Genomic DNA, 18767 nt, shown 5'->3' with positions numbered 1-18767 from the left:
TTATGATCGAGCGTGGTGTGAATTATGCTGACCAGTTTGCAAAGAAGGTGAAAAGAAACAAAAAGAAGTATCCGCAAACTGTCCAGAAAGCTGTTGAGCGTTATGAACGTTGGAAAAAGAGAAAAGACATTTGGCTCGATTTAGACGCTGCTAATCGTGCGATGGATTTCATGGAAACGTTTTGTATTTATGCAGAAGGGGAAGTAGCTGGGCGTCATTATGAGTTAAAAGATTGGCAACGGTTTGCATTCACAAACATTTACGGTTGGAAAAAGAAAGACGATAACGGTCAAGATGTGCGAGTGATTCGTACAAGTTATATTCAAGTTCCACGGAAAAACGAAAAAACAACGATTGCGGCTGGTGCGGCAACATATGCGTTATATGCAGACGGTGAGTTTGGTGCCGAATGCTATACAGCTGCGGTAGATAAAGAACAAGCGAACATATCCGCGAAAAAAATAGCGATTACGATTGAAAATAGCCCCGACTTGAATCAGCGAACACAAATTTACAAGGGACCAAAAGGCGGCGTAAATGCGATCGTTTACTCTTTTACGGTCAATGGCAAGAAGTTTAAAAATACTTTGCAGCCACTGTCTAGGGAAACGAAAGGACTTGATGGGAAAAATCCTCATTTTGTTCTTTTAGACGAGGTACATGCGCAAGGAAATGCCGATATGTACGATGTTTTAAAGTCTGGTATGGGTGCAAGGAGACAACCGTTAATGATGATTGTTTCGACAGCTGGTAAAGGTACAACGTCTGTTGGATTGCAAATTTATGATTACTGCAAAAAGATTTTGAATGGTGAGATTGACGATGATTCTTGGTTTGTACTCATTTACGAGCCGGATAAGGGTGATCGATGGGATGATCCTACAGTTTGGGCGAAAGTGAATCCAAACTACGGGATTTCAGTGAAAAAAGACTATTTGATGAATCAGTTTAAAGAGGCGCAAGTGTCGGCGGAACGAAAAGATGAGTTTTTAGCAAAGCATTTAAACATTTTCGTTCGTTCCAGTGGTACTTATTTTGAAAGAGATATTGTTGAAAGATGTTTAGTCAATGACTTAGGGGATTTGACAGGCATGACGTGTGTGATCGGCTTGGATTTATCAAAAACAACCGATTTAACGTGTGTGAGTTTGAACTTCCCTGTTGTGGACGAAAGCGGAAAAGCAAGATTGAAAGTAAAACAAATGTATTTCATTCCATCAGAAGGGCTAGAAGCTCGTGAAAAGATGGAGAACATCCCTTATCGTCATTTAGTGGAACGTGGTTTTGTGACGTTGTGCGAAGGGAAAACAATTGATTACGATATGGTGTTTGAGTACATTAATGAACAATCGCAAATGTATGATATTAAACAAATTAACTATGACCCAGCGCATGCGGTCAAGCTAGTTGAAAAGTTAGAAATGGAAGGTTTTGATTGCGTAGAAGTACGGCAATACCCGTCTACACTCAACGCACCTTTCGATGATTTAGAAATTTTAATGTATGAGGGGCGCGTTGAAACCGATAATCCATTATTGATTTACTGTACGGAAAATGTCGTTGCTTTTATCAATACACAAGGGCTCAAAGCACCGTCAAAAAAACAAAGTCAGTACAAAATTGATGGCTTTGTGGCCATGCTTACTGCTCATAAAGAAACGATGAACATGATGATGAACGTCAGCGAAGAAGAATATATGGCAATGATCGAAGTGCTTTACAAGCGGTAAAGGAGGTGATAGCGATTGGGATTATGGCAGCGGCTTGCTGGGTGGTTTAAACGCTCTAAATTCAATGTTTTTAACAACTTTTACTGGAACTACGGCGGTTATGTGACAGACGAAAACATTCTGCAATCGTCCGACATTTATAATTTAATGAAACTAATCAGTGACCAAATTGCGCTCACTGATTTTTTTATTGAGGACGAGACGGGAAAGGATGTCAATGATCCATATACGCTGCGGATTTTGCGCAATCCGAATCAATATTTGACTGAATTTGAAATGAAAAAGCTTATCGTCAACACGCTCTTAATACGTGGAAAAGTCTACATTTTCAAAAACGAAAATGAATGGCACGTATTAAACGGTGTCTACTCCGAATTGTTAGACGACGGAAGCAAAATTTACAGCGTTGGTGGTGTTCAAATCCCTGCGGAAATGATTGTTCACGTCAAAAATATTGGGACAAATCATTTAGACGGTGTAGGATTGTTAGATTTAGCACGCCAAACGCTTGAAGGGGTCATGAATGCGGAAAACAGTTTAACAGACAAGTATAGAAAAGGTGGATTGCTTGCGTATTTGTTGAAATTGGATACGCATATTGCACCAAATAACCAATCGCAAAATGCAATGATTATGGCCATCCTTGATAAGTTAGAACAGACTGGACAAGGGAATAAAATTCAGCTAATTCCACTTAGCAAAGGATATGAGATCGAGGCGTTACAAAGCCCAGTAGATGACGAGAAAATTCTTAAATATCTTTCGGTGTATAAAAAAGACTTAGGTAAATTTTTTGGTGTGGACTTGGAACATTTGCTTGAGTTGCAAAAGACGGATATGGAGCAATTCATGATGATGCTTTATACGACTGTACTGCGTCCGATTATAAAAAATCTGGAGCAGCACTTGTCAAAGTTATTTTTCCCTCATGGCGGGCGTCGGATTCGCTTCAAGATTAACCCGTTAGATTATGTGACGATGAAGACGAAAACGGACATTGCTTACAACTTAGTTAGAACATCGATTGCGACACCGAACGATGCGCGCGAAATGCTTGGATTTGATCGTTTGGAGCAAGATGAAGCGAAAAAGTTATACATTTCAAAAGATTTAATCGGTCTTGATAATCTCGAGGCGACGCTAAAAAAGGCGATCAAAGGAGGTGAGACGCCATGAACGAGAAAGAAAAGCGAATTTTTACGCTCTCCAACATAGAAATACGCGCTGGAACCGAAGGAAGCTCGCAAGTCATTGAAGGTTATGCGAGCATTTTTGATTCTCCGACCATGATTGGTGATATGTTTCAAGAAACGATTGCGAAAGGAGCATTCGCCAAATCATTAATGGAAAATACGGATGTTCGAGCGCTCTTTAATCACAATTGGGATTATGTTTTAGGGCGGACGAAGAGCGGTACGCTTACACTTGAAGAAGATGAAAGAGGATTGAAATTTCGTGTCACGCCACCAGATACGAGTTGGGCGAAGGATTTAATGATTTCTATGCAACGTGGTGATATCAATCAATGTTCATTTGGTTTTCAAGTTGTCAAGGATTCATGGAACTGGGACGTAGATCCCGCGCTGCGTACGATTCAAGAAGTGAAGCTTTATGAAATTAGCATTGTGAGTCTTCCTGCTTACGAGGATACAGAGGCATATGTGCGCGACAGGTTTACAGAACAGCGAGAACTTCATTATGAAAGACAAAAACTAATTAAACAAATTGAGGAGGCGTTGAAACGATGAAAAAGTATTTGTTACGGCGTAAAGCACAATTGGAAAAACGATTAAAACAGCTTAAAGAGTTATTAGAAAAAGGTTCTGAAACTCGTTCGATGGAAGAAGTACAGGCAGAAGTCGATGAATTAACAGCTGATTTAGATGCGGTAAACGAGGCTCTCGCAGAGTTGGATGAAACAGTTGATAGCGGTGGTGATGAAGGGGAAGAAGATGACGCGAACGAAGACGATGAAGAACAAGATGAGGGCGAAGAAGAAAAGCGCTCCATCTTAACACAAGAACAGCGTGCTGGTTTAACAAATATAATTAATCAATCTCTTTCCTCTCGTGTCCAAGTAAAAACAAATGAAATGAAAACACGCAATGCTTTTTGCCGATATCTTGTAGGACAAATTAGTGAAAGCGAAGCTCGGGCAATGGGAGTTCAGACGCACGGTGGCAATGTACTTGTTCCAGAGGCGTTGGCGAAAGAAATTATTTCCTATGCTCAAGAGGAAAACTTATTACGAAAATACGGAAAGGTTCTACAAACAAAAGGGACACAAGGCTTCCCGATTTTAATTAAAAAAGCGAAAGCAAACCGTGTGAAGACAGAGCGTGCCTTGAATCAGCCGATTCCAGAAACAGATATCGAGTTTGATGAGTACTATTTGAATCCAACGGAAACGGATGCACTTGTGCTTGTGACAAAGAAACTTCTTGCAATGAGTGAGATGAATGTGGAACGAATCGTCGTGGATGAACTAAAGAAAGCTTACGTACGTGAAGAAGCGGAGTTTTTCTTTAATAGTGCAGACAATCCTGGTGCGTTGATTCGCAAAGCCGTCGCTTTTACGCCAACAGCGACTGACATTTACGACAAGTTTGTGCAGCTTAAAAATAGCTTACCAACGTCAATGCTCAAAAATGCTCGTTGGATGATTAACCGTGCTGCATTAACGGCAATTGAAACGATTAAAACGGCAGACGGCTTCCCACTCTTGCGTCCAGATATCGGGCTAGAAGGTGGCTTCGGCTATCGCTTGCTCGGATTTCCGGTTGACGTGACGGACTTTGTTGATGCAGATACACCAAACATTCAACGCCTGTATTTTGGTGACTTTTCAACGTTCTACATTCAAGATGTTATCGGCACAATGGAAGTAACGAAATTAATTGAAAAATACGCTGATACAAACCATGTCGGTTTTAAAATTTGGCACTTGAATGATGGACAACTTGTATATGGTCCGTTTGAGCCGTCTGTCTTTAAACTTGAGTTAAATGCGTAACGGGTGAAGAGGCATGGCAGTCTCTGTTGACATGTTAAAGGAACATTTACGAATTGACGGGAGCATGGAAGACGCCATGCTCTCTTTCTATTTGGAAGCAGCCAAAAAGTATGTAAAAAATGCGACAGGAACGGAAGGAGATCATTTAGTGCTCATCGTCGCTTCTATTTTTTACGAATATCGGGTGAGCGAAGAAGAAATGGGAAAAGCCTTTAATGCATTGACGCCATTTTTTGTGCAGGAGGCAATGACAAATGGCGCGACGACTGACTAACCAATTTAAACATCGAATTACAATCCAGGAGCGAGCAGAAGAACAGAATGAAAATGGATTCTCGGCTGGAGAATGGCAAGACCGGCATCACTTATGGTCAGCGATCAAAACGTTGCGTGGGCGAGAGTATTACGAAGCAGCGACAACGCAAAACGAAAATACAGTTCGTTTTGTCGTTCGCTACACAGCAGGGATTACACCCAATATGCGTATTCAATATAAAGGACGCACGTTTGAAATTTTGTCTGTCATTAATGATGATGAGCGTAATGTCACGATGACGATTGTGGCAAAGGAAGTGGTGTGATGGGCTTTAAGTTAGAAGGTATGCAAGAATTGTTGAGAAAGTTGGAGATGTTGGGGAACGAAGCTGAGCAAGTCAAACAAGAATCGCTCATGGCTGGTGCCAAAGTTGTGCAGCAAGCAGCCTCACAGAAAGCGCCACGGGATACGGGTAAACTTGCTGAAAACATCGTCATTTCTGATATCAAGGAAGATGGAACAGTAGATATCGGTCCGGATCGTGACCGTTTTTATGGGTTATTTGTCGAATTTGGTCGAAAAGCAGGAGAGAAAAAAGGACGAAAATATCCGAAAACAGATCCTCATCCCTTTCTACAGCCAGCATTTGAGGAGAACATTGATCGTGTGCAAGATGAAATGGCTGATGTCATTCGGCGGGGGTTGAGGCTATGAGCCTAAACAAGATGATCATCGACACACTAAAACCTCTCGGTGTTCCTGTTGCGTTTCAGACGTATGAGGGAAAAGAAAAAATGTATATCACCTTTTTTGAATACAACCAGTTTTCAGCACTAAATGCGGACGATGAAGAGCAACAAACGGCACATTTTTTTCAAATTGATATTTGGAGCAAAACGGACTATACCGATCTAGCGCAACAAGTAAAAGAAAGAATGATAGCAGCAGGATTTCGTCGCACGTCGGAAGTGGATTTATTCGAGCAAGAAACAAAAACGTACCATAAAGCAATTCGATTTTCTTATGTTCGTTAGGAGGGGATACGATGGCAGTAATCGGTTTAAAACATCCTTATGTCGCCAAGTTGATTAAAGATGATTTCACCGGCGTTCAGTATGATACGCCGAGACGATTGGCAAAAGCCATTGAAGCAAAAATTAGCCCGAAGGTAAATACGGAAACATTGTATGCTGATGATGGTCCAGCTGAAGTTGCGTCGTCTCTTGGTGAAATTGAAGTAGAAATTGGAGTGGATGACATTTCGACGGAGATGCAGGCGTTTTTGTTAGGCGCAACGATTAATGATGACGGTGTCGTTATTCAAAAAAGCGGCGATACAGCGCCATATGTTGCACTTGGATTCATTCTTCCTCTTTCAAATGGTGGACAGAAATATGTTTGGCTGTATAAGGGGAAATTTGAATTGCCAGAGGAGCAATATAAAACAAAAGGCGATAAAGTTGAATTTCAGACGCCGACGCTGAAAGGAAAATTTGTAAAGCGGGAATTTGATGAAGCGTGGAAAGCATCGGTGAATACAAAAGATGAAGGTGTTGATCCAGCAGTCATTCAAAACTGGTTCAGCGCCGTGTATCAAGAAACAACAACTCCGTAAAGGGAAAGGGGAAGCCCTTTCTCTTTCGAACTCATAACATGGAGGGATAAACATGCAGGTTACATTATTAATCAATGGTCAAGAGAAGACATTTACTGTTCCGTTTGTCAAAGCACGTATGTTTCGTCGAGCGTTAGAACTGCGCAAAAAATATGACTTTAACAATATTGATGTAGAGGCACTAGATTCCATCATTGCTTTTATTGTCGAACTGTTTAATGGGCAATTTACAGTAGATGAGTTTTACGATGGCATTGCGGCGGATCACCTCATTCCAACAATTTCGGATTGCATGAATAAAGTTATTGGGGTGGCGAAAACGAGCGACCCAAACGTGTAACGGGGTCTGAAATGGACCCGTATGACGCGGTGAAAGAGTTTTACCTCACGCACATTAAGAACGGCATACCGATGTACCTCGTGGATGAGATGGACATCGGTTTTTATTTTGAGCTTCTAGATTATGCGGAAGAAAAAGAGACGCGAAAAGAACGGCTAATGATTGAGCAGCTGTTGTAAAGGTGGTGAAACGATGGCGGAAGTTGGTACGTTGCGAGTGTCGCTTGGATTAGATAGTGCAAATTTCACGACGAGCATTGAGGCTGTCAATCGCAAAATACGGCTTGTTGATGCCGAGTTTAAAGCGGCTACTGGCGGTGTGAAGGATTTCGAGAATAGTTTGGAAGGATTGCAAATTAAAGCAGAATCCCTCACGCAAAAGCTACAGTTACACGAGGCGAAAGTCGCTGAGTTGAAACGTCGATATGAAGAAAGTGCGCAGACGAAAGGAAAAGACGCAGCTGAAACCGAGAAATTGCTTATTGCCTACAACAAAGCTGTCGCAGAAATGAAAAAAACAGAGGCACAGTTGCAACAAACAAATAAAGAGATTGAAAAGCAATCGGACGGCTTTAACAAGTTAGAGCGAGCAGTAACGCAAAGTTTGCAAAAAATTGACCAGCAGTTGAAAGTGATTGATTCCGAATTTCGTGCTGCAACAGCAGGTATCGAAAACTTTGGTTCAACGTCTGAGCAATTACGCACGAAAGCCAACAGTTTAGCGCAAACGCTCGAATTACAGAAAACGAAAGTATCAGAATTAAAGCAACTATATGATGAAAGCGTAAAGGCAAAAGGTGCGGATGCGAAGGAAACGAATGATCTCTTAATCGCCTACAACAAAGCGACTGCGGAAATGAAAGAAACAGAAGCGCAGTTGCGACAGTTAAATCAAACGATTGAACAGCAAGCGACAGCATGGGGACAACTACAAACCAAGTTGAATGAGACCGGCCAACGCTTGCAAGACGTAGGTAATAACCTTCAATCGTCTGGAGCGCAAATTGCTGCCCCGTTCGGTGTAGCAAGTGCAGCAATTAGTGGTGCATTAGGTGTTTCTGTCAAAAAATCGATGGATTTTGAGGCACAGCTTTCTCGAGTTGGAGCGATTGCAGGGGCAACGCCGAATGAATTAGAGAAGCTCAAACAGGCTGCTCTTGATCTCGGTTCATCGACGTCTAAGTCAGCTACCGAAGTTGCACAAGGTATGGAGATTATGGGGGCGATGGGATACAACACAAATCAAATTCTTGCGGCTATGCCAGGGATTATCGCAGCGGCAGAGGCGTCGGGAGAAGATATGGCTTTAGTTGCTGACACAGTATCATCTGCACTCAATGCATTTGGTCTTGAAGCAGGAGAGGCGTCAAGAGTAGCAGATGTTCTTGCGCAAGCAGCAAATGACTCGGCAGCCGGCATACAAGATATGCAGTATACATTTAAATATGCAGCGCCAATCGCAAAAACATTAGGAATTTCGCTTGAAGAACTTGCAGCAGCTACAGAAATTATGGCTAATAACGGTATCCGTGGCGAACAGGCTGGTACAACATTGCGTGGGGCTCTCATTCGATTATCTGACCCACCAAAAGAGGCGCGAGAGGCATTAGTTTCATTAGGTATCCAAGTAACGGATGCGCAAGGTCGTATGCTACCTTTTGGAGATATTATCGGGCAGCTTTCCGAGAAAACAAAAAATATGAGCAATGCACAAAAACTTGCAGCGCTTTCCACTATTTTTGGGACGGAAGCCGCCAGCGGGATGTTGACGGTTGTAGAAGCAGGGTCACAAAAATTAGACTCCTTGACGAAATCACTTCAGAACTCAAGCGGGGCGTCAAAAGAAGCAGCTGAAAAAATGAAGGATAACTTAAAGGGAGCTCTTGAGGAATTAGGTGGCGCTATTGAAACCGCACAAATTTCTATTGGCGATGCATTAGCCCCAGCTATTCGTGTAGTTGCAGAGGCTCTACAAGGTTTATTCAATGCTTTTAATAGCCTTCCAGACGGAATGAAGCAATTCATAGCAATTGGAGCGGCTATTTCAGCCGTTTTACTTGGGATTGTTGCATCCATTGGTATTGTATTGTCGATTGTAGGAACCGCCATGCAAGGGTTTGGGGCGTTGGCAAGCGTGCTGGCTAGCGCTGGCGGAATGGCAGGAGTTTTTTCAAGTGCGATAGCGGTTATTACTGGTCCGATCGGGATTGCGATCGGGGCAATTGCTGGATTAGTAGCTATCGGTGTTGTGCTGTATAAGAACTGGGACGAAATCAAAGCGTTTCTATCGGCAACATGGGAAGGGATAAAAGCGGTAGCTGTGGCAGTCTGGGATGGACTAAAAACGTACTTTACGACGGTTTTTAACATTTACAAAACGATCTTTACAACCGTATGGGAAGGAATTAAAACTGTAGTCACAACGGTTTGGGAAGGATTGAAAATGGCTGCTACAGCCATTTTTGAAGGGATAAAAGCATACTTCACGACCGTACTCAACATATATCAAACGATTTTCACGACTGTCTGGAACGCAATTAAAACAGCTGTTGTCGCCGTATGGAACGGATTAAAAACAACGGCAACAGCTATTTTTAATGCGATAGCGTCATTTTTATCGAATTTATGGGATGGTGTAAAAAATACTGCTACGAATGTATGGAACACGATCAAAACTAGCGTTAGCAATATCGTTAGCAGTTTATCTTTTGCTGTACAAAACACATTCAATAGCTTAAAAAGCGCAATTTCTAATATCTTTAGTGGTGTGAGAAATATGCTAATCAACATATGGGAAGGTATCAAAAACACCGCGAGAAGTTGGGCAAGTAGCTTTGTAGAAATCGGAAAAGACTTGCTTCGTGGCATATGGAATGGTATGAGCAACATGGCGGATTGGCTATGGGACAAGGTTAGATCTATGCTCTCTGGGCTAACAGACAAAATCAAAAACTTTTTCGGCATTCGCAGTCCGAGCCGTTTGTTCGCAGAGTACGGAGGATATTTGTCACAAGGTTTGGCGATTGGGATTACAGACGATGCAAAGCTAGCCGAAAACAGCGTTGTTGATATGGCAAAACGAGTAGCAAAAGCTGGTCAACAAATCGGCAACATCGCTCTACCAAGCATAAAGCCAGCAACGATTCAACATGTTGTTGAAACGAACGTCGTTGGTAACGTGATGTCGGGTGCTTCGAGCGAAGGACCGACCATCATCATCGAAAATATGGTCGTTAGAAACGACGAGGACATATATCGTGTTTCGCGTGAATTGCATACGCTAATCGAGCGTTCAAAACGAAGTAGGGGATTACGATGAGTATGTGGTTTCAATTTGACGGTATACGTTCAGAAGAACTGAATATCAAAGTTTTACGTTTTCGTAATCCAGCATTGCCAACATTTGAGGAGCACTATGAGAATGTCCCTGGGCGTCACGGATCGCTCGTGTTTCCACAAGCGTTTGGAACACGTGAAATTGAGATTGATTGTTTCATAACGCACGAATCGAGAGAAAAACGGAGGCAGAATATTAGAAGACTCTCTCGCATTTTTACTCGTCAGGAGAGTAGTTTAATTCTTAGTGAAGAACCGGATGTGTATTATATTGGAAAGTTAGCTGGTTCGTTTTCTATTGATGTACGCAAAACATTTTCGAGTTTCACACTTGTTTTCCGTTGTCAGCCGTTCCGGTACGCAATTGATACCCGAGAGTTGACGTTCGACATGGAATCGAACAGCGTGCAGTATATCTCTAACGGCGGCACAGCAGAAACCTATCCATCACTCGTGATCCAAGCAGTATATGGGGAGATTCAAAACCCAAAAATCACGATCAATGACAAATATCTGCTGTATAACGGCACCCTAACACCTAACTCTGCCATCGAAATCAATACGGAGAGTTTTTTAGCAACGAAAAGCATGGAACGGGATATTGTCACAACTGGCGCATATGATACTGCAGAAAATAATATTCTGTCGATGGTTGACGGTGAATTCGGTGCGCTTTTCTCTGGTGGAAATACATTTGCATATAGCAGTGCAAATGGACAGCGCGCTCGAATTCGTCTTGTTTGGCAAGAACGATATTTGTAAAGGGAGATGACATATGCCGCAACAAAATGGACGTTTAAATACTGATTTAGATAATAAATTAACCTCATCTTATTATGACGGCGCCAAGTGGCACATGTTCATGAAGGCATTGAACGCTGATATTGAAGCGTTGGGATCGACGACGGATCCAGCTACAGCACAAACAGTAATTGGATTGTTGAAAGCGTTGATCGCGAAACTACCAAGTGCGTTGCAAAACGACGCACTTAAAAGTGTCTTGACCGCACCGATCCCGTCTGGAACGAACAAAATTGGATCTGTGGATATAGCGAACACTCCAACAGTTCGTGTTGACAGTACGAATCCGGTGAATATCAATGTTACAAGTGGGCTTCCATCAGGTAACAATAAAATTGGTTCTGTGGATATTGTGAATAAACCGACTGTCTTAGTGGATAGTGTAACACCAATCAATGTAAATATTGCCCAACCGACTGCACTACAAATCACCAAAGTGTCACCGAACAACATGAAGTCGGTAGCGAAGTCAGCGACAAACGCTAATACAAGTGAGTTAGTGATATCTCTATCCTCTGTACAAGGGAGAATTGTTGAATATATCATTACTGCTGACGCAGCAAACGTTAACCCTATTTACATCGGTGAAAGTGATGTAGATGGTACAAAAGGGATTCCTCTATCTCCTGGACAGCAATTCCGTCTCGAGTACGGAAAAGAGTTGTATTTTTATGCTCAAAATACGACGGATAAAATCCGAGTAACAATTATCAGCGCAACATAAAGGGACGATGTTCTTTTTTATATTTTTGAAAGAAGGGAGGGAGGATCGTTTGATTGTATCTGAATTGAATGAGCTGTTTCAAGGACAGAAATTTAATCAAGGAACGACCAACAACCTTATTTCAACTTCGAACGGTCTTATTCTCGAAAGTTATCAAACTGGTGGAATTTATCAAACTATCGGCACATGGACCGCCGTTATTACGAACGACGTTGTAAAAAATGTGACGGATAGCCGTGTAAATTTTGATTGCGAAACACCGGCGGGAACGGTGGTTATTGTTGAAGTATCACACGACGGGCTAGAATGGTACACGGTCCAAAACGGGCAGCCGCTACCGGACACACTCAAAAATTTTGATAGCTTAATGATCCGCGTAACATTGATGACCACGGACGACACGAAAACGCCGGTTTTAAAAAGTTTGGGCGTTTCTATATGGGAAGACGCGAAGGGCTTTAAAGTTTTGGGGCGCCCATCGAATATTAACCGCGACATTATCCGGGCGTATGACCTAAACGGCAACCTAGCGGCGTATTTAGAGAACGCAAAAAACATCTATACCGATGATTTTTTAAACGAGCGGTCCGTTTTGTACTTTGAAATACCTTTTAATGATCCGAAAACAAAGTTAATACAGTATGACGCGCAGCTAGTTTATAAAAACCGTCGCTATATCGTGACACAGATAGATGACGGTATGGAAGACAACGGGGACTTTAATTTTGCGGTAACGGCCGAATTAAATTATATCGAATTGCTTAATAAAACTTTCCCGACGATCGAAATAAACGCCGAGGAATTGCGGAATGGATTAAAAAAAATTCTAGCCGGTACCGGGTGGAAAGTGGGGATCATCGAGCCGGGATACGAGGACGAAATTTTTAGCATTAAAGAGAGCCGCAAAACGGCTTTATGGTTGGTCCGACAAACCGCTAAAATCGTCGGCCTAGAAATCCAATGGGACAGCATGAACCGCGTTATAAATTTGGTTAAACGGATCGGCAGCAACCGGGGCGCCGCTTTTCGCTACCGGAAGAACTTAAAAAGCGTAAAGCGGACCATTACGCCGCCGGAAGCTACTGTAATTATACCGTATGGAAAAAACGGCCTAACGATCGCGGAAGTGAACGACGGAAAAAACTATGTAGAAAATTACGATTGGTACGTTTCACAAGGTGTCCCACTTTCAGAAGCGCGTCAGAAATACAGAAAAGAATACATTCTCGAAGATGAACGGTTCATCCTGCCAGGCAACTTGAAGAGATATGCCGAGGACATGTTGAAAGAAATGGCGTTCCCCAGAATCAGCTATCAAGTCAGTGTTCTCGATCTCTCAGCCATTACAGAGCTTGAAGAGGACAAGTTCTACCTTGGTGACGATGTACGGATTTTCAACGAAGATTTACGCATAGACGTTACAACGCGAATTTTACGCATGAAAGTTTACCCGCAAGAGCCGTGGCGGAATGAGGTAGAGTTAGGATTTTTAGAGCTGGGATTAGGCGACATTTCTAACGACAGTATTAGCAGCGACGTACAAGCGGCGCAGCCCGATTTGCTTTTTGCAACGTCCGGGGCCGCAAAAACGATAGGTACAAGCCCGCTTTTTCCGCTGCAAATAAGCATAACGAATTTTGGCAGCACTAACGCCCAAATTGGCCTAATGTTAATTTGCCAAGCACAGACAGCGCTAACTATCACGGTTAAAATAATGTTGAATGGGTCGTATATTGGGCCGCAAATTAAACAATATATGCCGGCCGGTTGGCATAGCATAGGACTACCATTTATCATCGCGCAAATGCCAAGCGGCAACGGTATGCTAGAGGTACAGATTTTCACGGATACCGGTACTATTTCCATACCACAAGACGGGCTGCAAATGTTTGTTTATGCCCAAAACTTATTAGGCGGCTTATCGTCAGAAATACCGCGGCCAAGCCTAGCGGAAATTTATAAATTTAATAAAGCAAACTATTCGACGATCAAAAAACGCGAAGCGGTAAGCATTGTTATGACCGTCCCGGATAGATTGAACATAGAACAACATCGTAATTTAGACTTTGAAAAAACCGTAACAACACACGAAACAATTAACATAACAAAAAAATAAAATGAAGGAGGTAAAAAAACATGATCCGAAAAAGTAAAGCATTTAAACGGAATTTTTTGACCGGCGAAGCAATCGAAATAACAAAAGAAAAGCCGCTAAAAGGTATTAGAGGCGTTCATACTATCGAATTATTTGACACTTTAACCGGAAAATTGATCGAGAAAGTACAAAGCGAAAACTTTATAGCCAAAACGATGGAGGAACTTCAACGACAAGCCGCTTTATTTGCTTTTCTTACTGATTTTGTAGAAACGTCCGGGTCAAATATTGTATATAGAGGGCCGCTATATGATTTAGCGAAATATGATGTTGTATTTAAAAATTTAGATATGACATGGCTTACCTACGGCAATTTTCCCATGAGTTGGATTGTATTAACAGACTATGACGGCCCGGAGGATCCAGAAAACGAAATTATTATGCGGGGGCGTATCATTGGATATGCAAGCAGATATACCACATATGTAGGTAGTGATACTAAACGGGGATCGTTAAACACCGCAGAAAGTTTTATAGAACCGCAACATATTCATTTAGTTTATGATTGGCCGACACATGCAGCGAACGGAACTTTTCAAAGTGTTTATTTTAATTACAATTATAACGAAAATGGGTCCGGGGCGGTTGTAGGAAAAAAATTTCTTCAAATATCCGCGCCAAATGGATATTTGTTTGTCAATAATGTAGCGGCAAAAGTAAAAAACGGGAAATTGTATTTTATGGGGAAAGAAGCACAAACGAATAAAGTAGCTATTTTAGTTTATGACTTGAATATCCCGGCCCGGACGATTACAAACGGCCAAGTATATGCGACATTAAATACTAGCTCGAACTACGAAAACTTTGAAATCGCGCCGAACGGGGATATTTATTTGGTAAGCGGTAGCAATCTTTATTGTTTTGGGCAAAATGGATCACCAAAAAATATACCGGGAACGTCCCAAACCAGTAGATACTATGGCAGCTATTTGTTTGACCTATTCGCTATTACAGGGCAGGACGTTTATATAGAATCGCGTACAAGCTATTTGGACAATTTGCAAATAAATCGCTATAACATCAATGATTTAGTGAACCCGCTAGACGTTAAAGTGATCCAGCCGGAGTCCGTTTATGTTTATCAAAAATATTGTAGCGGTATGCACTATATACCGGATTTAGATATGTTAGCGATAACGGTAGACGGGTACACATATTTTGTTGACCGCACAATGTTAGGTTTATCGAAAAATACACCGGTTAGAACATATGTAGATAATTGGTCTGCCATAACATACGACCCGACGAAAAAACAATTTATAGAAATACGCCATATAAAAACGACGGGACCGAGCGGAAATGATTACACGAAACGCGACGTTACTATACGGCCGTTAGGATTTATAGGCGCTCGAAACCTATTGCCTAGCCCTGTCACCAAAACAAACACAAACACCATGAAATTAACTTATGACCTTTATATAGATAGCTTTTAATAACGGGGCGAGGTAAAGGAGGGGCGAATAATGGACAACCGCGTAGACATTTTAGAAGACAAAGTAAAAAACTAGAAATACAGTATGAGCGGCTAGACGAGCGATTAGACCAAGTGGAAAAGGACCAAACGGAAACGCGCGTTTACATCAAACAGATTTTTAGTATTTACGTATGGTTTCATTTTGCCACCTTATAATCCGCTTTATAATTGAGGTGAAACGAATGGAGAGGCTCGATGCGATCTACAAAATCGGCGCGGCTGCGATTGGGGCTGCGGTTGGGTATTTATTTGGCGAGTCAACAGGGCTGCTACTCGTATTATTTTGGATGGTTGTGATTGATTACGGGAGCGGATTGGCTGCTGGTTACACAGAAAAAACGTTATCAAGCAAAATTGGATTCAAAGGCATTATTAAGAAGGTCATGATTTTTGTCATGGTTGCACTGGCTCATTTGGTCGATAGCGCACTTGGAACAAAAAATATGTTCCGCGATGCGACTATCGTTTTTTATATGGCCAATGAATTGCTGAGCATTTTTGAAAACGTTGGGAGAATGGGAGTGCCTGTTCCAGATCGTTTGATGCAGGCAGTCGAAGTGTTGAAAGGAAAAAGTAAGGAGGGCGATAAGAAATGAAAAAAATCTTCTTGGACAAAGGACACGGCGGCAGTGATCCGGGAGCGGTCGCGAACGGATTGCAGGAAAAGACCTTGACACACCAAATCGTTGAGTATGCCGTAGATCACCTATTTGAGAATTACACTGGATTTGAGCTGCGTGTCAGCCGTGCAGGAGATCAAACACTAACATTGAGCCAGCGAGCTAAAATGGCGAACGATTGGGGAGCAGACGTATTTGTCAGCGTGCATATCAACGCTGGAAAAGGAACTGGGTTTGAAAGCTATGTTTACAACGGCGGTGTTTCTTCTCAAACAATCGCTTTGCAAAACGTGTTGCATGGCGAAATTTTATTCGCAATGCGGGGATTCGGAGCAATTACAGACCGAGGCAAAAAACGGGCTAATTATGCCGTTCTTCGGGAAACGAAAATGCCTGCTGTTTTAACTGAAAACTTGTTCATAGACAGCAATGACGCAAAATACTTGAAAAATGAGGCATTCCTCAAAGCAGTTGGGGAAGCTCACGCGCGCGGTGTCGCGAAGTTTTTAGGATTGCCGCAAAAAGCAAAACCACAACCACAAAAACAACAAAAAGAGTCTGACGGAAAATTGTATCGCGTGCAAGTTGGCGCATTCAGTGACCGAGAAAACGCGGAACGACTGGCAGAAGAATTGAAGGGACAAGGCTATCCAGCCGTGATTGTTTGATTGTTTCCCCTGCCAAACGGCAGGGGATATAAAAAATAACTGAAATAGAAAATTTTTTATTTTATCTATTGTAATATTTAAATAGATATGTTATAATAAAATCAGAAAGGAGGTGAACGACAGGGAGATGATGAAGTGGCTGGACATCATCGAGAAACTTTGCAGTATCGCTGGTTTCGTCCTAGCGGCTATTGCCTTTCTAGAAGGACGAAGCCAAAAGAAAAAGCGACGTTCCAAAAAGAAACGTCGCAAATAAACCAAAGACGGAAGCCCGACCTTCGGGAAGGGCTTCTGTATAAAAATATTATCATCTCCCGAAGTGTATGTCAAAATTAGCTTGGATCGCCAACGTCTTGTTAGCGTTTGTTGCCGTACGTTTTTTAATGACCACTGACTTTAGACATCTCAGAGTATTGGATACCGTGTTATTGATCGTTATTGTTGTATGGGGGATTGCAGGTATTGCTTATGTTGTCTCGTATTTTCGCGACAGATGAGGGGGAAGTGAACGTGTCATATCACTTTGCATCAAAAAAAGAACTCGAGGACTTCATTAAAAGTGAAGTCCTCGGGGTCGCTGAAACAATGGAGATCTTGGGAGTGACATATCAACGACTTAGCAAGTTAATGGAATCAGGAAGAATAACACCAATTAAAATTTTCCAAAAAGACAAGCTGTTTTTTCGGACTGATGTGGAATCCCTTTCCAAAGAGCTAAAGGAACTGCGCAAGAAATACCGACCGTATGATGTGGAATGAGTCTAATAAACAACAGAGAAAAAGGCGGATCGCTCCGCCTTTTTGCATGGATTTACAGATCAGCGAGCGAGAAAGCCCGCTCCTTGAGGGGTGGGATGAAAGCGAGCCGTTTTCTTCATATTATTGAATGATGATGAAAAAAGCGGTATCATGTAATCGTCGCAAGGAGGTGAATCCATGCCGACCATCACACTAAGGCTGGAGCTGCACAACCCAACGAAAGTGAAACAGGGCATGTATGAACGGATGACAGAAGTGAATACCGCGTTTGCTAATTGGCTGTTGAATCATCCCGAGCTGAATCAAGCGACGAGCAAACTATTTAAAGAGTTTTCGTCGCAGCGGTTTCCTTCCGCTGTCGTGAATCAGACGATTCGAGAAGTGAAGTCCCAAAAGAAAAACCAGAAAACAAAGAAGTTTCGAACATTATGGTGTTGCTTTAACAATCAAAACGTGAAGGTGGAAAAGAAAGGAGAGTTCTACACGGTTTCCTTCCCCACACTGGAGAAGCGAATTGGCGTGCCGGTCGTCACGCGCCCCTATCAAGAAGCATGGCTGAATCGGCTGCTCGATGGAACCGCTAAACAAGGGGCAGCCAAGCTCTACAAAAAGAGAAAGAAATGGTACTTGGCGATCGCGATCACCTTTGACGTGAAGCCGCGGCACGAAACAAAGGTGATGGGCGTTGACGTTGGGCTTCGCTATATCGCTGTGGCCAGCGTGGGAACGAAATCGTGGTTTTTCAAAGGGAACCAATGCGCCTTTGTACGCCGACGATATGCGGCTTTGCGAAGGAGATTAGGAAAAGCCAAGAAGCTCCATATGATTCGCAAAATCGGCCGTAAAGAGTCCCGCTGGATGAAGGATCAAAATCACAAAATCAGCCGTCAAATCGTGAATTTTGCGCTCGCCAACGGTGTTGGCGTGATTCGAATGGAAGAGTTGACGGGGATTCGCAAGCGGGCAACATCGGCCAAAGAAGCGGGGCGAAGCCTTCATGCTTGGGCGTTTCATCAACTGCAAACGATGATTGCCTATAAGGCGGAAATGGCGGGCATTCGCGTTGAGTGGGTGAATCCAACCTACACGAGCCAAACGTGTAAATGTGGTTATCGAGAGAAAGCGAACCGAAACGGCATCCGCTTTCGATGCCAAAGGTGTGGATACACTCTCCACGCCGACTTGAATGGCGCCATCAACATCGCCAAAGCGATTTCGGGCTTCGCCGTCTAACCTAGCGCACTGGTCACAGGTGCGCCGCCCATGGGGGTACA

General features: G+C 42.6%; 21 protein-coding genes. All 21 read left to right on the top strand.

The annotated features are described in order from the left end of the window. Window positions 1–2: 2 nt before the first annotated feature. The gene (locus LG52_RS13035; RefSeq protein WP_044732269.1) at window positions 3–1730 is read left to right on the top strand and encodes a terminase large subunit; all 1728 of its coding nucleotides are present in this window, start codon (window positions 3–5) and stop codon (window positions 1728–1730) included. 15 nt (window positions 1731–1745) lie between these two features. Beyond that, the gene (locus tag LG52_RS13030; protein ID WP_044732268.1) at window positions 1746–2906 is read left to right on the top strand and encodes a phage portal protein; all 1161 of its coding nucleotides are present in this window, start codon (window positions 1746–1748) and stop codon (window positions 2904–2906) included. Beyond that, entirely contained in the window at window positions 2903–3478 is a 576-nt protein-coding gene (locus LG52_RS13025; RefSeq protein WP_044732267.1) for an HK97 family phage prohead protease, read from the top strand. The genes LG52_RS13030 and LG52_RS13025 overlap by 4 nt, the downstream gene beginning before the upstream one ends. Beyond that, entirely contained in the window at window positions 3475–4743 is a 1269-nt protein-coding gene (locus tag LG52_RS13020) for a phage major capsid protein (RefSeq protein WP_044732266.1), read from the top strand. The genes LG52_RS13025 and LG52_RS13020 overlap by 4 nt, the downstream gene beginning before the upstream one ends. Before the next feature lie 13 nt (window positions 4744–4756). Beyond that, window positions 4757–5017: a head-tail connector protein gene (locus tag LG52_RS13015; RefSeq protein WP_044732265.1), complete on the top strand. Its 261-nt coding sequence runs from the start codon at window positions 4757–4759 to the stop codon at window positions 5015–5017. Beyond that, the gene (locus LG52_RS13010; protein WP_044732264.1) at window positions 4998–5324 is read left to right on the top strand and encodes a phage head closure protein; all 327 of its coding nucleotides are present in this window, start codon (window positions 4998–5000) and stop codon (window positions 5322–5324) included. The genes LG52_RS13015 and LG52_RS13010 overlap by 20 nt, the downstream gene beginning before the upstream one ends. Further along, the gene (locus LG52_RS13005; RefSeq protein WP_044732263.1) at window positions 5324–5713 is read left to right on the top strand and encodes an HK97-gp10 family putative phage morphogenesis protein; all 390 of its coding nucleotides are present in this window, start codon (window positions 5324–5326) and stop codon (window positions 5711–5713) included. Before LG52_RS13010 ends, LG52_RS13005 begins: the two co-directional genes overlap by 1 nt. 11 nt (window positions 5714–5724) lie before the next feature. Beyond that, window positions 5725–6033 carry a tail completion protein gp17 gene (gene gp17 / locus LG52_RS13000; RefSeq protein WP_231584466.1) on the top strand — a complete coding sequence of 103 codons (309 nt, stop codon included), beginning with the start codon at window positions 5725–5727 and terminating at the stop codon, window positions 6031–6033. A gap of 11 nt (window positions 6034–6044) precedes the next feature. Further along, entirely contained in the window at window positions 6045–6614 is a 570-nt protein-coding gene (locus LG52_RS12995; RefSeq protein ID WP_044732261.1) for a major tail protein, read from the top strand. Window positions 6615–6666: 52 nt separating this feature from the next. Further along, complete coding sequence (gpG, locus tag LG52_RS12990) at window positions 6667–6954, top strand: phage tail assembly chaperone G (protein WP_042535162.1); 288 nt, start codon at window positions 6667–6669, stop codon at window positions 6952–6954. Between the two features lie 11 nt (window positions 6955–6965). Then, window positions 6966–7133, top strand: a complete 168-nt coding sequence (locus tag LG52_RS19860) for a hypothetical protein (protein ID WP_155732709.1) — start codon at window positions 6966–6968, stop codon at window positions 7131–7133. 13 nt (window positions 7134–7146) lie between these two features. Beyond that, the gene (locus LG52_RS12985) at window positions 7147–10272 is read left to right on the top strand and encodes a phage tail tape measure protein (protein ID WP_052524517.1); all 3126 of its coding nucleotides are present in this window, start codon (window positions 7147–7149) and stop codon (window positions 10270–10272) included. Beyond that, a complete protein-coding gene (locus tag LG52_RS12980) occupies window positions 10269–11051 on the top strand; it encodes a distal tail protein Dit (protein WP_052524515.1) in 783 nt (260 codons plus the stop codon). Before LG52_RS12985 ends, LG52_RS12980 begins: the two co-directional genes overlap by 4 nt. A 13-nt stretch (window positions 11052–11064) precedes the next feature. After that, window positions 11065–11814, top strand: a complete 750-nt coding sequence (locus tag LG52_RS12975; RefSeq protein WP_044732260.1) for a hypothetical protein — start codon at window positions 11065–11067, stop codon at window positions 11812–11814. Between the two features lie 49 nt (window positions 11815–11863). After that, on the top strand, window positions 11864–13930 hold the full coding sequence (locus LG52_RS12970) for a phage tail protein (RefSeq protein WP_052660922.1): 2067 nt from the start codon (window positions 11864–11866) through the stop codon (window positions 13928–13930). A 20-nt stretch (window positions 13931–13950) separates the two neighbouring features. Beyond that, a complete protein-coding gene (locus LG52_RS12965) occupies window positions 13951–15405 on the top strand; it encodes a hypothetical protein (RefSeq protein ID WP_044732259.1) in 1455 nt (484 codons plus the stop codon). Window positions 15406–15628: 223 nt separating this feature from the next. Further along, on the top strand, window positions 15629–16042 hold the full coding sequence (locus LG52_RS12960; RefSeq protein ID WP_044730430.1) for a phage holin family protein: 414 nt from the start codon (window positions 15629–15631) through the stop codon (window positions 16040–16042). Then, window positions 16039–16734, top strand: coding sequence for an N-acetylmuramoyl-L-alanine amidase (locus LG52_RS12955; protein WP_044730429.1), 696 nt, complete (start codon window positions 16039–16041; stop codon window positions 16732–16734). The genes LG52_RS12960 and LG52_RS12955 overlap by 4 nt, the downstream gene beginning before the upstream one ends. A 127-nt stretch (window positions 16735–16861) precedes the next feature. Next, the gene (locus LG52_RS20850) at window positions 16862–16990 is read left to right on the top strand and encodes a hypothetical protein (RefSeq protein ID WP_269430039.1); all 129 of its coding nucleotides are present in this window, start codon (window positions 16862–16864) and stop codon (window positions 16988–16990) included. Window positions 16991–17244: 254 nt separating this feature from the next. Continuing rightward, window positions 17245–17493 carry a DNA-binding protein gene (locus LG52_RS12950; protein ID WP_044730433.1) on the top strand — a complete coding sequence of 83 codons (249 nt, stop codon included), beginning with the start codon at window positions 17245–17247 and terminating at the stop codon, window positions 17491–17493. Between the two features lie 177 nt (window positions 17494–17670). Next, entirely contained in the window at window positions 17671–18726 is a 1056-nt protein-coding gene (locus LG52_RS12945) for an RNA-guided endonuclease TnpB family protein (protein ID WP_014195023.1), read from the top strand. Window positions 18727–18767: the final 41 nt, after the last annotated feature.

The sequence above is a fragment of the Geobacillus kaustophilus genome (genome assembly GCF_000948285.1).
Lineage (GTDB): Bacteria > Bacillota > Bacilli > Bacillales > Anoxybacillaceae > Geobacillus > Geobacillus thermoleovorans_A.
The sequence above is the reverse complement of the archived record's forward strand: the minus strand, read 5'-3'. Positions and strand labels throughout refer to the sequence as shown.

Coding starts and splice junctions, on each gene's coding strand:
- gp17 (WP_231584466.1), top strand. CDS start 5,725: ATGATCATCGACACACTAAAACCTCTCGGTGTTCCTGTTGCGTTTCAG.
- LG52_RS12980 (WP_052524515.1), top strand. CDS start 10,269: ATGAGTATGTGGTTTCAATTTGACGGTATACGTTCAGAAGAACTGAAT.
- LG52_RS12960 (WP_044730430.1), top strand. CDS start 15,629: ATGGAGAGGCTCGATGCGATCTACAAAATCGGCGCGGCTGCGATTGGG.
- LG52_RS13015 (WP_044732265.1), top strand. CDS start 4,757: ATGGCAGTCTCTGTTGACATGTTAAAGGAACATTTACGAATTGACGGG.
- LG52_RS13025 (WP_044732267.1), top strand. CDS start 2,903: ATGAACGAGAAAGAAAAGCGAATTTTTACGCTCTCCAACATAGAAATA.
- LG52_RS12975 (WP_044732260.1), top strand. CDS start 11,065: ATGCCGCAACAAAATGGACGTTTAAATACTGATTTAGATAATAAATTA.
- LG52_RS13010 (WP_044732264.1), top strand. CDS start 4,998: ATGGCGCGACGACTGACTAACCAATTTAAACATCGAATTACAATCCAG.
- LG52_RS20850 (WP_269430039.1), top strand. CDS start 16,862: ATGATGAAGTGGCTGGACATCATCGAGAAACTTTGCAGTATCGCTGGT.
- LG52_RS12995 (WP_044732261.1), top strand. CDS start 6,045: ATGGCAGTAATCGGTTTAAAACATCCTTATGTCGCCAAGTTGATTAAA.
- gpG (WP_042535162.1), top strand. CDS start 6,667: ATGCAGGTTACATTATTAATCAATGGTCAAGAGAAGACATTTACTGTT.
- LG52_RS12945 (WP_014195023.1), top strand. CDS start 17,671: ATGCCGACCATCACACTAAGGCTGGAGCTGCACAACCCAACGAAAGTG.
- LG52_RS12965 (WP_044732259.1), top strand. CDS start 13,951: ATGATCCGAAAAAGTAAAGCATTTAAACGGAATTTTTTGACCGGCGAA.
- LG52_RS13035 (WP_044732269.1), top strand. CDS start 3: ATGATCGAGCGTGGTGTGAATTATGCTGACCAGTTTGCAAAGAAGGTG.
- LG52_RS12985 (WP_052524517.1), top strand. CDS start 7,147: ATGGCGGAAGTTGGTACGTTGCGAGTGTCGCTTGGATTAGATAGTGCA.
- LG52_RS13020 (WP_044732266.1), top strand. CDS start 3,475: ATGAAAAAGTATTTGTTACGGCGTAAAGCACAATTGGAAAAACGATTA.
- LG52_RS13005 (WP_044732263.1), top strand. CDS start 5,324: ATGGGCTTTAAGTTAGAAGGTATGCAAGAATTGTTGAGAAAGTTGGAG.
- LG52_RS19860 (WP_155732709.1), top strand. CDS start 6,966: ATGGACCCGTATGACGCGGTGAAAGAGTTTTACCTCACGCACATTAAG.
- LG52_RS12955 (WP_044730429.1), top strand. CDS start 16,039: ATGAAAAAAATCTTCTTGGACAAAGGACACGGCGGCAGTGATCCGGGA.